The organism is Sphingomonas sp. CARO-RG-8B-R24-01 (assembly GCF_022662295.1).
Classification (GTDB): Bacteria; Pseudomonadota; Alphaproteobacteria; order Sphingomonadales; family Sphingomonadaceae; genus Sphingomonas.
Genome location: NZ_JAKNQI010000012.1, coordinates 79,765 through 92,275, shown reverse-complemented (window position 1 = coordinate 92,275; position 12,511 = coordinate 79,765). Strand labels below are relative to the sequence as shown.

Sequence of the window (12,511 nt, the reverse complement as noted above, 5' to 3'; positions counted from 1 at the left end):
CGCCGGGTCGCGTGGCGGGCACGCGCGCGGACTTGAAATCAGATCAGGATTGAAGGCGGTTCTGGTTCCGGAGCGGTCGAACGGCCCCGTAAGGCTGCGAAGATACCGATCTGCTCGTCACGATCGGAGCGAGCCACAGCCTGCAGAACCATCGATGCGTCGGACAACATCATCGGTCCGCCCGACGCCATCATGGCGATGCAGCCGGCCAGGCCGCACTTGCACGGCTTGTGGGCTGCGTTCTTCTCCGCCGCTGACATGCAGTCCGGCATGGATGCCATGTCGCTGGATGCCATCGCTGCCATGTCCATCGCCCCTGCCGGGGCGGCAAGCGCCTGAGCCGGCTGCTGCACAGCCAGTCCGACCATCACGCCGATCAGCATCAGGAAAAGGAATAGGCGCTTCACATGCACTTCCTGCGGGGCGCCTTTGAACCTGTCAATCGGCCAAGTCTTCTTCGCGAGATCATCGATTTGGTTACATGATGAAATCGAAAGACCCGCCCTGTTGCCCGTGCTTGGGGAAACAGGGCGGGGCAACACCCGTTATTGCGGGCGCTTACCGTGCTTGCGGATCCACGCCTGTAGCTCTGCAATATCCTTTTCCTGTTTGGTGATCGTCATCTGCGCCATCTGCCGCGTCTCGGCATCCTTGGCGTCGCGCACCGCGACACGCGACATGGTGATCGCGCCGCGGTGATGCTCGATCATCTTGCGGGTCCACATTTCCGATGGGTCGCCCTGCTTTGCGGCCATCATCTTCTGGTGCATGTCCATCTCGGCCTGACCGTACGGATTGCCAGCCATCATCGTGGCCATGTCGTTGTGGTTCATGCCTTTCATCTGGCTATGATCCATGCCCTGCATCCCGCCCTGCTGCGCGAGCGCGGGGGTGGCGAGGATCGCGAAGGCTGCAAACATCGGTATCAAACGCATTCTCGATCTCCTCGGTGATTACTCAACCTTCTACGCGGCAAAGCATCGCATCCCTCACGCCGTCAGCGGATCGGCTGCAGGGTGTTCACCCCGGCGCTCTCGTCGGTTTCGGGCGGGGGAGGGGGAACCTGCTTGTCGCGGTAGGACGGTAGGTCCGGCGCGCCGTTCGGCGTGGGGTGCGCTTCCAGCCGCGCAATCATCCGCTTCATGTCTGTAATTTCGCGAACCTGGGCATCGATGATCCCGTCGGCCAGTCGGCGAACTTCGGGATCTTTGATGTGCGCCCGCTCGCTCGTCATGATCGCGATCGAGTGGTGTGGGATCATCGCCTTCATGTAGCTCACGTCGTCCACCGTCTCCTGGCTGCGGACCAGCCATAAGGCGAGCACGAAGACCACGGCGCTGCCGGCTAGAATCGCCAAATTGACGCTCCGGTTCTTATACATCGACCACATGAAGCCGAGCATGATGATGGCCATCGTCGCCCCCATGACGATGGCCATCCACGTTCGGGTCTGGCTATATTCGACGTGACTCCACGTGTAGGTGTTCAGATACATCAGACCGAACATCACGATGGTCGAAGTCGCGATCATCGCGGCAAAACGACCGTAACCCGTTCCGCTACTTTTCTCGTGGTTATCCATCTTCCTGTTTCCCTATTTGCGCCCCCGCGTCTTTCATCGTCAGAACCACACCCGCACACCGGCCACGAAGCTGGTGGTGGTCGGATCTTTGCCCTCGGCGCGTGTGAAATCGGCGGTACGTCCGGTCTGTGCGACATAGGAGACGCCGATATAGGGCGCGAACTGCCGCCTGATGTCGTAGCGGAGCCGGAGCCCCAGCTCGGCGTCGGTCAGCCCCGCACCAAGCCGGTTTTCGGGCACGTCCTGCGCCGATAGATTGAACTCGACCCGCGGCTGAAGGATCAGTCGCTGCGTGATGCGCTGGTCGTAATACCCCTCGAGGCGACCGAGCAGATCCCCCTTGGTCGACAGGAACAAAGCACCCTCGACTTCGAACATATAGGGTGAAAGACCCTCGAACCCGACGGTTGCATAGGTGCGGTTGGGTGACGGCTGGAAGTCGTGGCGGACGCCTGCCTGAAGGTTGAAGTACGGCCCGACGGCTCGACTGTAGAGCGCCTGGACTTCGGCACTTTCGACACCCTCGCGTAACGCGCCCTCGCCCTCGCTCTTCAGCCACAAGCGATTGATGTCACCGCCGAACCACGCCTCGCCATCCCAACGATATCCGTCGCGGCCTTGGCGTGCCTGATATTCGGCGAGATTGAACATGACCTGGTAGAAGGGCTGGCCGCCTTGCTCGAACATCATGTCGTGCCGCGCCTTGGCCATATCGGCCGGCGCGAACTGACGATCGGCGTAATGATCCATCGGCGGCGCGGGGGCCGGTGCGTTCCCGGCGGAAAGCGCCGTGCCGGTCTGCTCCATTCCGGGCATCGCCATCCCGACCATGCCCGGCATGGGCTGCATATCATGGCCGCTGTGCTGCTCGCCGGATATATTCATCCCCGGCATTGCCTGCTGAGCGCCCTGTGGAGCCGTTTGGCCGCTCGCGGGCATCTCCATTCCCTGCATGGATTGGGACGCGCCCTGCGCTGGCTGTGAGGCATCGCCGGGCATGGCCATGCCCGGCATCGCCGAATGGTCCATGCCCGCCATGTCGGCCATCGGGTCAGCCGTGGTTTTCGCGGGCGCCTTGCGCTTCGCGGCAACGGGCTTCGCCTTGGCGCGCTTGGCTGGCGCGGACGATTTGGCCGCAGGTTTCTTCTGAGCCGGCATCGTCATGCCGGGCATGTTCATACCCTGCATCGACTGCGCAGCGACCGGAGCCGCGAGGGTGAGCATGGCGACCGACGCCAGCAGGGGAGCGAGGCGCGTCATGCGGCGTCTCCCCGCGGACGGACACTCACGGTTCGCATCATGCCGGCGTGCATGTGGTAGAGGAGATGGCAGTGGAACGCCCAATCGCCGACTGCATCGGCGGTAAAATCCCACGTCACCTTGCCGCCTGGCTGGACGATGACGGTGTGTTTGCGCGGCGCATGATCGCCGTGTCCCGTCACCAGCTCGAAAAAGTGGCCGTGGATATGGATCGGGTGCCCCATCATGCTGTCGTTGATGAGGTTGATCCGCACGCGCTCACCTTCGAGGAAGGGGATCGGCTCCATTATGTCGGACATCTTCACGCCGTCGAACGACCACATGAAGCGTTCCATGTTGCCGGTCAGGTGAATGTCGAGGCTGCGGCTGGGAGCCCTCACGTCCGGGTTGCGTTCCAGCGCCATCAAGTCCTGGTAGACCAGCACCTTGTGGCCGACATTCTCAAGCCCCTGTCCGGGGTCGCCGGTGCGATCCATCGGCATCGGCGAGATGGTCTGGACACCCGGTCCTTTCTTGACCTGCGGGGCTTTGGAGAAGTCGCGCATCTTCATGGACCCCATGTCCATGCCGGCCATGCCCTGCTGGCCGCCCATCGAACTGTGGTCCATCCCGGCCATGCCGCCCGCGCTGCCGCCCGTCGCCATCGCACCGTGGTTCATCGCCGAATGATCCATCCCTGACATTGTGCCGCCTTGCGGCATTCCGCCCATTGCCATCGCGCCTGCTGCCATGCCGGCGCCGGGGGTGGTGAGACCGGCGGACGGGTTCTTTTCATTGGTCGGGTCGGGGCCGCGCATCCCGCCGCTCGACATATCCATGCCGCCCATCGACGACATATCCATGCCCATGTCCTTCATCGTCGCGAGCGGGCGCGGACGAAGCGCCGGCACCTCGGCCGCCATGCCGGGGCGCGGGGCGAGCGTGGCGCGCGCCAGGCCGGATCGGTCGATCGCCTCGCCGACAAGCGTGTAAGCTCGGTCGTCGATCGGGGTAACGATTGCGTCGTAGGTTTCGGCAACACCGATCTGGAACTCGTCCACCTCGACCGGCATGACGTTTTGCCCGTCGGCCTGGACGATGCTGAGCTTGAGACCGGGGATGCGGACATTGAAGGTTGTCATCGACGATGCATTGATGACGCGCAGTCGCACGCGCTGCCCGGGCGTGAACAGCGCGGTCCAGTTGTCGCGCGGGCCGTGGCCGTTGACGAGATAGGTATAGGCGGGGCCGGTCGCGTCCGAAATATCTGTGGGGTCCATCCGCATCTTGCCCCAATCCACGCGATCCTTGAGCGGCTGATCCTTGCCGGAAAGCAGGCCGGCGAGGGTCTGACGCTGATAGTTGAAGTGACCGGGGTCGACTTTCATGTCGCGGAAGATGGTAGCGGGGCTGAGCTGGCTGTGGTCGGACAGCACGATGACGTGTTCGCGGTCGGACTGCACCGGATCGGCGCCGGCAGGATCGATCACGATCGGCCCGTAATGCCCGAGCTGTTCCTGAAGCCCGGAATGGCTGTGATACCAATACGTGCCGTTCTGCCGGATCGGAAACTCGTAGAGAAAGCTCGAACGGGGCTTGATGCCGGGGAACGAGATGCCGGGCACTCCATCGAACTGCGGGGGAACGAGCAGGCCGTGCCAGTGGATCGAACTGTCCTCGTCGAGATCGTTGATGACATTGAGACGAACGGTCTGCCCCTCGCGCAACCGGATCAGCGGGGCCGGCACGGTGCCGTTAATGCCGATCGCCTTGGACGCGCGGCCATCGATCATCATCGTCTGGCGCGCGATGCGGAGCGTAATGTCGTTGCCGGTGACGGTCGGCAGCGGCGTGATGATGCCTGCCGAATTGGTCTGCGCCCATGCCGGCATGTAGGCAGACAGCGCGAGTCCGCCGCCTGCAAGGGCGGCACCGCGTAGCATCTGGCGGCGGTCGATAATGCGGCTCATACGATCCTCAAGGCTTTCGATCGGGGATGTCCCTCTAGCCTTGATACGCGGTGCGTCGTGCTACCCCTCAACGATCGCCTAATTGCTCGAGCAGCTTGGCGCGCGCGCGATAAAGCCGTGTTTCCACCGCCTTCTCGCTGATCGACAATACCGCAGCGGTTTCCGCCTGGCTCAAGCCTTCGATCGTCCGCAACACCAGCGGCTCCTTCAAGGCAACGGGGAGCGCAGCGATGGCGCGTGTCACCCGGTCCAGCTCCTGCCGATCGCTGGCGGCGTCGTCGATCGGCACCTGATCGTCCGTAACCGCCTCGGCCTCGATGCCGACCGGGATCGCGAATGAGAGGAAGCGGCGCACGGTCCGCTTGCGTCCCCAATCACGGCATTTGTTGAGCGCGATCGTGGAAAGCCACGCCCGCATCGACCGGTTGCCATCGTAGCGTGGCATGGCCTGGTGGGCGGCGACGAAGGTCTCCTGCAACAGATCCAGCGCCTCGTCGGGTTCACCGACGCAGGCGCGGACCATCCGGAAAATCGGTTGCCGATGGCGACGCATGATCTCGGCAAAGGCCGCTTCCCGCCCCGCGATGCTGAGCGTCGCAAGCTCGGCCTCGGTGAGCGAGGTCCAGTCTAGACTCAACGCTGATCGTCGGTGAGCGCCTTCACCACCGCCTGGTCGAACTGCCCGGTCTGGTTCGGCCGGAGAAGCTGTCGCATGGCGAATATATGCGCGAGCGTCGCCTTCTGGAGCTCGCCCATGACGGCGTGGCTCCGATCGACTGCCGCGACAACGCGCGGTCCGTTGCCGTGTTCGACTTCGATAGCCTCCGCGAGACGGGCATTGTCGGCCCGCAACTCCAGCTCGAAGGCGCGGCGTTGGACCGCGAAGCGCTGTTCCAGCACTTGCAGGCGTGCCTGCTGGTCTGCGTCCAGCGCCAGCTTGTGATGCAGCACTTCGTGCAGCTCCGCGCCAGGCTGCACCGGCGAGGGAAGAAGTACCCGCCCGATGAACACACCGCCGATCGCCGCTACAAAGCAGGCGATCACGCACACTATCAGCCCGACGCGACCGCTCATGGCGCGCCGGCGAGCAAGACCGACGGGGCGAGCGGCGACATTGGCCCGAGTGGCGAAAGCGCAGAAACCGCCCCGGCCTCTCTGGCCGGAAAGCCCGCGCTCAAGACGCCCATGACGAGCGCTACGGCGATCGTCACTGCGCCGATGCCCGTGCCGGCTCGTGCCGCTGGCCGCGCCGCGATGCGCGCAAGCACTCTGGCTTCCATTCCGTCGAGGCTGGCGGGCACGGGAGCGTGCGCCATCCTCATCAACACTGCGTCGAGGTCATCCATGTCGTTCACTCCACCCCTCTAGCATAGGTTACGCATGCCGTAGCCCAATCCCTCAACACGACCTTTCGAGGGGTAGTCGATTGGGGCGCGTAACGAAGGATAGTCCCTATTACGAAGGAGCCATCCATGCGCCGCTTCCCTGTCCTGATCGCCACTGCCGCTAGCCTTGCACTCGCCGGCACCGCCTACGCGCACCCCAAACTGCTGTTCGCGAGCCCGTCCGCAAATGCGACCGTTGCCAAGCCGACGCATATCGAGCTGCATTTCAGCGAAAAGCTGATGCCAGCCTTTTCCAAGGCAGAACTGACTATGGCGGCCATGCCCGGGATGGCAGCCATGAAGATGGCCAGCGTAGCAAAGCTGGGGCCTGATGGCCGTACGCTGATCGTCACTCCCAACGGCTCGCTCCCGCACGGCCGCTACAGCGTGGCATGGCAGGTGGTGTCTACAGACACGCACAAGGTCGCCGGAAGCTATGCCTTCGCGGTGAAGTGAGACGATGACCGATTGGTCGCTGATCGGCATCCGCTTCGCGCTCTACCTGACGCTGGCGGTGCTGCTCGGCCTCGCTGCATTCGGCATCTATGGGCTGCGAGCTGACGAGCGCGGTGATGCGCTCGCGCTGCGCGCATGGCTGGTCGGCAGCGCCGCCCTCGGCCTCTTATTCTCGGCCGCCTGGATCGTGCTGATGGCCTCCTCGATGGCGGGAACGCCAGCGTGGCCGATCGATCACGAAGCGATCGGCGCGCTGCTCACCGGGTCTGCGATCGGGGCGGCCTGGAAGCTCCGCATGGTCGTGCTCGTTGTCGCAAGTGTGGCGGCAATGATGATTGCCCGCCACGGAATCTGGCTGTGCATCGTCGCACTTTGCGGCGTCGTTGCGATCGGCACGCTGGCATGGACCGGGCACGGTGCGATGGATGACGCCGCGATCGGCTGGGTTCACCTCGGTGCCGATATTCTGCACCTCGTCGCTTCGGCGACTTGGGTCGGCGCCTTGTTCGGGCTGATCCTTCTTGTCTCGCGGCCCGCTGCGCGAGCCGATGCAGCACACCTCGAACTGACGCACCGCGCGCTGTGCGGGTTCGGGATTGTCGGAACGGTCGTGGTCGCTACGATCATCATCACCGGCTTGATCAACGGCTGGATGTTGGTCGGTGTCGACCACCTCACGGACCTCGGCAAGTCGCTGTACGGTCGGCTCCTGCTCGCCAAGCTGGTGTTGTTTGCAGTTATGCTCGGTCTTGCCGCCCTCAACCGCTTTAGGTTGACGCCGACTTTCGAGCGATCGATCGCCAGTGCCGATCATCGCAGGGCTCTCGGTACGTTGCGCGCGAGCCTCGTAACCGAGACCGGGTGCATCGTCGTCATCCTCGGACTCGTCGCCTGGCTGGGGACGCTTGCTCCCCCTGCATCGGTGATGTGAGGATCGGCCGGGCGGTCCTCGTACCTCCCGGCCTTCTGCTCCGATGGATCAATCGGCGGACCACTGCCGTTTGTTTCCAAGGGCAACCGACCCCGGCCGCGTAGAGTCTAGGTAGGCGGGCTTGACCTTGACACGATGTCAGACCCTACATGCCCTCGGGTAGAAGGAGTCTCACGCCATGAACGACCCTCATTCCCATACGCCTCAAGCCAGCGGGTGCGGCTGTTCCGGGCAGAGTACCACGGAGCCTGCGGCCGCGACTGTCTCTTCCGCGCCAGCGGCCTGCTGCTCGGGTGGAGCGGCTGAGGGGCCTCCCGAGACGGCGAAAAACGACGAGCATCACCCTCAGGCTGGAGGTTGCTGCGCTGGCGGCAAGGTCTCTGAAGGCGCAGCGACGGTTACGGACCCGGTGTGCGGGATGACGGTCGATCCGGCGAAAACGGCGCATCATGCCGAGCACGCCGGCCAAACCTATCATTTTTGCAGCGCCGGTTGCCGGACCAAGTTCGTCGCAAACCCCAACGCCTATCTCGGCGACAAGCCGAAGCCTGAGCCAACGGCGACGCCGGGGGCTATCTGGACGTGTCCCATGCACCCGCAAATCCGCCAGGAGGGACCGGGGACGTGTCCGATTTGCGGCATGGCGCTCGAACCGGAAGAACCGTCGCTCGATGATGGGCCTAATCCCGAGCTGGTCGATTTCACGCGTCGGCTGTGGGTGGCGGGCGTGCTCGCCGTGCCGCTGCTGGCGATCTCGATGGTCGCCGAAATGCTCGGCATCGATGTCGTCAGTCCTGCCGCTTCCCCTTGGGTACAGCTCGCGCTCAGCGCCCCGATCGTACTGTGGGCGGGCTGGCCGTTTTTTCAGCGGGGATGGACGTCGCTTCGCACCCGCCATCTCAATATGTTCACGCTGATCTCGATCGGGGTCGGTGCCGCCTTCCTCTACAGCCTGGTCGCGACGGTCACGCCCGGCATCTTCCCCCCGACCTTCCGCATGCACGGAGGTGTGGTCCCGGTCTATTACGAGGCGGCCGGAGTGGTGGTGGCCTTGGTGCTGCTCGGACAGGTCCTCGAACTGCGTGCCAGAGCGGCAACAGGACGCGCGATCCGCGCCCTGATGGATCTTGCCCCCAAGACGGCGCGCCGGGTGCGATCGGACGGGTCCGAGGAGGAAGTCAGCCTCGCCAACGTGGCGGCCGGTGATCGGCTTCGCGTTCGTCCCGGGGATGCGATCCCGGTTGACGGCGTAGTGGTCGAGGGACGCTCCTCGGTCGATGAATCCATGCTCACCGGCGAGCCGGCTCCTGTCCTCAAGGAGGCCGAGGCGGCCGTCACGGGTGGTACGGTCAACGGCACGGGAAGCCTCGTCATGGAAGCGCGCGCGGTCGGGTCGGATACGATGCTGGCGCGGATCGTCCGCATGGTTGCGGACGCGCAGCGCAGCCGTGCCCCGATCCAAGCCGTCGCCGATCAGGTGTCTGGCTGGTTCGTGCCGTTGGTCGTGCTGGTTTCTATCGCGACGTTCGTGGTGTGGTCGCTGGTCGGTCCTGAGCCGCGCATGGTTCATGCGCTGCTTAATGCCATTGCCGTGCTCGTTATCGCCTGCCCCTGCGCGCTGGGTCTCGCTACGCCCATGTCGATCATGGTCGGGACGGGCCGCGGGGCTCAGGCCGGCGTTCTGGTGAAGAACGCGGAAGCGCTACAGGGGCTCGAAAAAGTCGATACACTGGTCATCGACAAGACGGGCACGCTCACGGAAGGCAAGCCTAAGCTCATCGCGGTCCAGACGATCGGCTCGGTCGTGGAGAACGACATGCTAGCGCTTGCTGCGGCCGTCGAAGGGCAATCGGAACACCCGCTCGCACACGCAATCGTCGTTGCCGCCAAGGATCGAGATTTGCAGCTCGGCACGGTCACGGACTTCGCCTCGCAAACCGGTCTAGGGGTCAGCGCCAAGGTCGATGGCCGTTCGGTCGTGATCGGGAACGCCGAGCAAATGAGCCGGATTGGCGCTGATCCCAAGGCGCTCGATGCCGATGCCGATCGTCATCGCGGCGACGGTGCAGGCGTAATCCTCGTGGCGATCGATGGCGCTCTTGCCGGCCTGCTCGCGGTCGCCGACCCGGTCCGCGCCAACGCCGGAGAGGCAATTGCCGCACTCCGCCAGCAGGGCCTCCGCGTCATTATGCTGACAGGCGACAATCAGACGACTGCCGATGCGGTCGGCCGCGCTGTTGGCGGACTCGACGACGTGCGCGCCGGCCTGCGCCCGGAGGACAAGGCGCGCATCATCGGCGAGCTGAAAGCGTCCGGTGCCAAGGTTGCGATGGCCGGCGACGGAATCAACGATGCGCCCGCTCTGGCGGCTGCGGACGTAGGCCTCGCCATGGGCACGGGAACAGACGTAGCGATCGAAAGCGCCGGCATAACGCTTACGCGCGGCGATCTGTCGGCGATCGTGCGAGCGCGGAAGCTCGCCCAGGCGACGATGCGGAATATCCGTCAGAACCTGTTCTTCTCGTTCCTGTTCAACGGGATCGGCGTGCCGGTCGCGGCCGGGGTGCTCTACCCCGTGGCGGGCATCCTCCTCTCGCCGATGCTAGCCGGCGCGGCGATGGCGCTCTCGTCCCTTACCGTGGTCCTCAACGCGCTACGGTTGAACACGGTGAAGCTATGAACATCGGAGCGGCATCGGATGCCAGCGGTGTCTCGCAGCGCATGATCCGCCATTACGAGAAGATCGGTCTCGTGCCCGCGCCGCCCCGGCGTGGGAGTTACCGCGACTATGCCGACCCCGACGTTCACCGCCTTCGTTTCATTGCCAACGCGCGTGACCTGGGCTTTCCGATCGATGAGATCAGGACGCTGCTCGGCCTCTGGTCGGATCGCAGCCGTTCGAGCAGCGAAGTCAAAATGCTTGCGCAAGCGCGCGCTGACGAACTCGGACGTAAGGCGGCTGCGCTCGAAGATATGCGATCGACGCTGCTGGAATTGGTGAACCGCTGTCACGGAGACGATCGACCGGACTGCCCGATCCTTCGCCGCATGGAAGCGTGAGGCCTCGCTTAGTCGTTAGGGCGACGAGCAACGCCGTCCCGCCACGGTCGTTGCGAAGAGCGAAGCGTGATCCGCAGCGACGCTGCCCTGCCGCGGATCGCGTCCATCGTTCGTCCCATCTCGCGCGCGATCTGTCCGATGGTCTGCTTGGCCGCCACGCGCCGGCGTAGCTCGGCGTCGGTCTCGGCGGTCCAGCGTGTGCCATGCTGACCGGTCAGCTCAATATCTCCTCGATCAGGAGAAGCCCCAAAAAGCCGATGAAGAACATGGCGCTGATGAGCGGGGTGTCGGGCTTTTCGTGCGCCTCGACCAACAGCTCCTCGGTGACGAGGTAGAGCAAAGCCATCAGCCCGAAACTCAAAAACCCGGCGATCACGACGGGCGAGAGGAGCGCAACGGGTGTTGCCAGCGCCGCGCCGATCGGGAGCAGCAGCGCGATCCCCACCGTGATGGCCACGATGCGAGCCTTCGATCGGATCGTCTCGCCGAGTTCGGTCGTCACGGTCAACCCGAGGAACAATACCTCGAGCGTCAAGGCGATGGTGAGCAATATGCCCGCCTTGCCGCCGGTGACGAACGCCAGCCCCAGCACCAGCCCGTCGATCAAAATGTCGACGCCGACCGCGCCGAGCATCGCGACAGGCCCCTTGGCCCGACCCTCGATGGCTTTCAGCGAAAGCATCACGGTGATGCCAATTGCCCCCCCTATGAAGGTCGCGATGGGCGACCCTTCGTGCATAACTTGCGGAAGGATCTCGACTGCCGCAGCGGCGAACACCACGCCTGCCGCCAGATGTTGCATCGCGCTTACGACGGCTTCGCTCGGTCGTCTGGTAACGGCAACCAGCGAACCGAGCAGTACGGCCGCGACCGGGATTAGGGTGAAGACTAATGCCTGCATGTCGCGAGCCTCAAACGGTCTTGTCGGATTCGAGCGCGCACGGCGTTCCCGGGTCGGTCTCGATCTGGATCGTCGCGTGGTCGATCCCGAATTTCTCCTTCAGGGCTGCCGCGACGCCGGCCGTGTAGGCGTCGCCGGGATAGCCGCCCGGGACGAGCAGATGCACGGTCAGTGCCGTCTCGGTCGTGCTCATTGGCCAGACGTGGAGGTCGTGGATCTCCTGCACGCCCTCGCGTCCGCGCAGGAAGGTACCGATCTCCTCGGGGTCTAGGCCGGGAGGTGCGGCCTGAAGGCTCATGTTCACGGAATCGCGGAGCAGCCCCCACGTCCCGATCGCGATTACCGCAACGATGACGAGGCTCGTCACCGGGTCGATCCAGGTGAGGCCGGTCTTCACGATGATGAAGCCTGCCACCACGACGCCGGCCGACACCGCGGCGTCGGCTGCCATGTGGAGGAACGCGCCCTTGATATTGAGGTCGCCCTTACGCCCCGACATGAACAACAGCGCGGTCGCCGTGTTGACGACGATACCGATCGCCGCGACGATCATCACCGTCCCGCCCGCAACCGGAGCCGGCTCGGAAAAGCGCCGGATCGCCTCCACCGCGATCACGACGATGGCGACGAGCAACAGCAGAGCATTCAAGAACGCTGCCAGGATCGACGAGCTGCGGAAGCCATAGGTGTATTTGCCGCTCGGGCGGCGCTTACCAAGCGTGGCTGCCCCCCAAGCGATAAGCAGGCCCAGCACATCGCTCAGATTGTGGCCGGCATCGGCCAGCAGCGCCATCGATCCCGACGCGATGCCGTAACCGGCCTCGATGATGACGAAGCCTAAATTGAGGGCAGTACCGATCGCAAAGGCACGGCCAAAGCTCTTGGGGGCGTGGCTGTGCCCATGCCCCCCGTGAGCGTGGCCGTGGTCGTGGCCACCCGGTTCGCTATGGTCATGGGCGTCTCCGCCCGCTGCATGATCGTGCATGA

General features: G+C 64.4%; 14 protein-coding genes. 4 read left to right on the top strand and 10 right to left on the bottom strand.

The window, feature by feature from the left end; translation table 11 throughout:
• Window positions 1–38 precede the first annotated feature (38 nt).
• The 8 genes from L8G49_RS19695 to L8G49_RS19660 all read right to left on the bottom strand — a co-directional run bounded on the left by L8G49_RS19695 (window position 39) and on the right by L8G49_RS19660 (window position 6,137).
• The gene (locus tag L8G49_RS19695) at window positions 39–407 is read right to left on the bottom strand and encodes a hypothetical protein (protein WP_242187559.1); all 369 of its coding nucleotides are present in this window, start codon (window positions 405–407) and stop codon (window positions 39–41) included.
• 138 nt (window positions 408–545) lie between these two features.
• Entirely contained in the window at window positions 546–920 is a 375-nt protein-coding gene (locus L8G49_RS19690) for a DUF305 domain-containing protein (RefSeq protein WP_242187646.1), read from the bottom strand.
• A 77-nt stretch (window positions 921–997) separates the two neighbouring features.
• Entirely contained in the window at window positions 998–1,582 is a 585-nt protein-coding gene (locus tag L8G49_RS19685) for a DUF305 domain-containing protein (RefSeq protein ID WP_242187558.1), read from the bottom strand.
• A 39-nt stretch (window positions 1,583–1,621) separates the two neighbouring features.
• The gene (locus L8G49_RS19680) at window positions 1,622–2,842 is read right to left on the bottom strand and encodes a copper resistance protein B (protein WP_242187553.1); all 1,221 of its coding nucleotides are present in this window, start codon (window positions 2,840–2,842) and stop codon (window positions 1,622–1,624) included.
• Window positions 2,839–4,791: a copper resistance system multicopper oxidase gene (locus L8G49_RS19675; RefSeq protein ID WP_242187551.1), complete on the bottom strand. Its 1,953-nt coding sequence runs from the start codon at window positions 4,789–4,791 to the stop codon at window positions 2,839–2,841. Before L8G49_RS19675 ends, L8G49_RS19680 begins: the two co-directional genes overlap by 4 nt.
• 67 nt (window positions 4,792–4,858) lie before the next feature.
• On the bottom strand, window positions 4,859–5,428 hold the full coding sequence (locus L8G49_RS19670; RefSeq protein ID WP_010165211.1) for an RNA polymerase sigma factor: 570 nt from the start codon (window positions 5,426–5,428) through the stop codon (window positions 4,859–4,861).
• On the bottom strand, window positions 5,425–5,865 hold the full coding sequence (locus L8G49_RS19665) for a periplasmic heavy metal sensor (protein WP_242187547.1): 441 nt from the start codon (window positions 5,863–5,865) through the stop codon (window positions 5,425–5,427). Before L8G49_RS19665 ends, L8G49_RS19670 begins: the two co-directional genes overlap by 4 nt.
• Entirely contained in the window at window positions 5,862–6,137 is a 276-nt protein-coding gene (locus L8G49_RS19660; protein ID WP_242187545.1) for a hypothetical protein, read from the bottom strand. Before L8G49_RS19660 ends, L8G49_RS19665 begins: the two co-directional genes overlap by 4 nt.
• Before the next feature lie 126 nt (window positions 6,138–6,263).
• Here L8G49_RS19660 and copC point away from each other — a divergent pair, with 126 nt between their 5' ends.
• From copC to L8G49_RS19640, 4 genes are all read left to right on the top strand, one after another.
• Window positions 6,264–6,632: a copper homeostasis periplasmic binding protein CopC gene (gene copC / locus L8G49_RS19655; RefSeq protein ID WP_242187544.1), complete on the top strand. Its 369-nt coding sequence runs from the start codon at window positions 6,264–6,266 to the stop codon at window positions 6,630–6,632.
• Between the two features lie 4 nt (window positions 6,633–6,636).
• A complete protein-coding gene (copD, locus tag L8G49_RS19650) occupies window positions 6,637–7,563 on the top strand; it encodes a copper homeostasis membrane protein CopD (protein WP_242187541.1) in 927 nt (308 codons plus the stop codon).
• Between the two features lie 409 nt (window positions 7,564–7,972).
• Window positions 7,973–10,243, top strand: coding sequence for a heavy metal translocating P-type ATPase (locus L8G49_RS19645; RefSeq protein ID WP_347272086.1), 2,271 nt, complete (start codon window positions 7,973–7,975; stop codon window positions 10,241–10,243).
• Entirely contained in the window at window positions 10,240–10,623 is a 384-nt protein-coding gene (locus L8G49_RS19640) for a MerR family DNA-binding protein (protein ID WP_242187538.1), read from the top strand. The genes L8G49_RS19645 and L8G49_RS19640 overlap by 4 nt, the downstream gene beginning before the upstream one ends.
• Before the next feature lie 214 nt (window positions 10,624–10,837).
• On the opposite strand, the gene L8G49_RS19635 is transcribed toward L8G49_RS19640, so the two are convergent.
• Both L8G49_RS19635 and L8G49_RS19630 read right to left on the bottom strand, forming a co-directional pair.
• Window positions 10,838–11,524: a transporter gene (locus tag L8G49_RS19635; RefSeq protein ID WP_242187536.1), complete on the bottom strand. Its 687-nt coding sequence runs from the start codon at window positions 11,522–11,524 to the stop codon at window positions 10,838–10,840.
• A 10-nt stretch (window positions 11,525–11,534) separates the two neighbouring features.
• Entirely contained in the window at window positions 11,535–12,509 is a 975-nt protein-coding gene (locus L8G49_RS19630; protein WP_242187534.1) for a cation diffusion facilitator family transporter, read from the bottom strand.
• Window positions 12,510–12,511 lie beyond the last annotated feature (2 nt).

Coding starts and splice junctions, on each gene's coding strand:
- L8G49_RS19690 (WP_242187646.1), bottom strand. CDS start 920: ATGTTTGCAGCCTTCGCGATCCTCGCCACCCCCGCGCTCGCGCAGCAG.
- L8G49_RS19685 (WP_242187558.1), bottom strand. CDS start 1,582: ATGGATAACCACGAGAAAAGTAGCGGAACGGGTTACGGTCGTTTTGCC.
- L8G49_RS19680 (WP_242187553.1), bottom strand. CDS start 2,842: ATGACGCGCCTCGCTCCCCTGCTGGCGTCGGTCGCCATGCTCACCCTC.
- L8G49_RS19675 (WP_242187551.1), bottom strand. CDS start 4,791: ATGAGCCGCATTATCGACCGCCGCCAGATGCTACGCGGTGCCGCCCTT.
- L8G49_RS19665 (WP_242187547.1), bottom strand. CDS start 5,865: ATGAGCGGTCGCGTCGGGCTGATAGTGTGCGTGATCGCCTGCTTTGTA.
- L8G49_RS19660 (WP_242187545.1), bottom strand. CDS start 6,137: ATGGATGACCTCGACGCAGTGTTGATGAGGATGGCGCACGCTCCCGTG.
- copC (WP_242187544.1), top strand. CDS start 6,264: ATGCGCCGCTTCCCTGTCCTGATCGCCACTGCCGCTAGCCTTGCACTC.
- copD (WP_242187541.1), top strand. CDS start 6,637: ATGACCGATTGGTCGCTGATCGGCATCCGCTTCGCGCTCTACCTGACG.
- L8G49_RS19640 (WP_242187538.1), top strand. CDS start 10,240: ATGAACATCGGAGCGGCATCGGATGCCAGCGGTGTCTCGCAGCGCATG.
- L8G49_RS19635 (WP_242187536.1), bottom strand. CDS start 11,524: ATGCAGGCATTAGTCTTCACCCTAATCCCGGTCGCGGCCGTACTGCTC.
- L8G49_RS19630 (WP_242187534.1), bottom strand. CDS start 12,509: ATGCACGATCATGCAGCGGGCGGAGACGCCCATGACCATAGCGAACCG.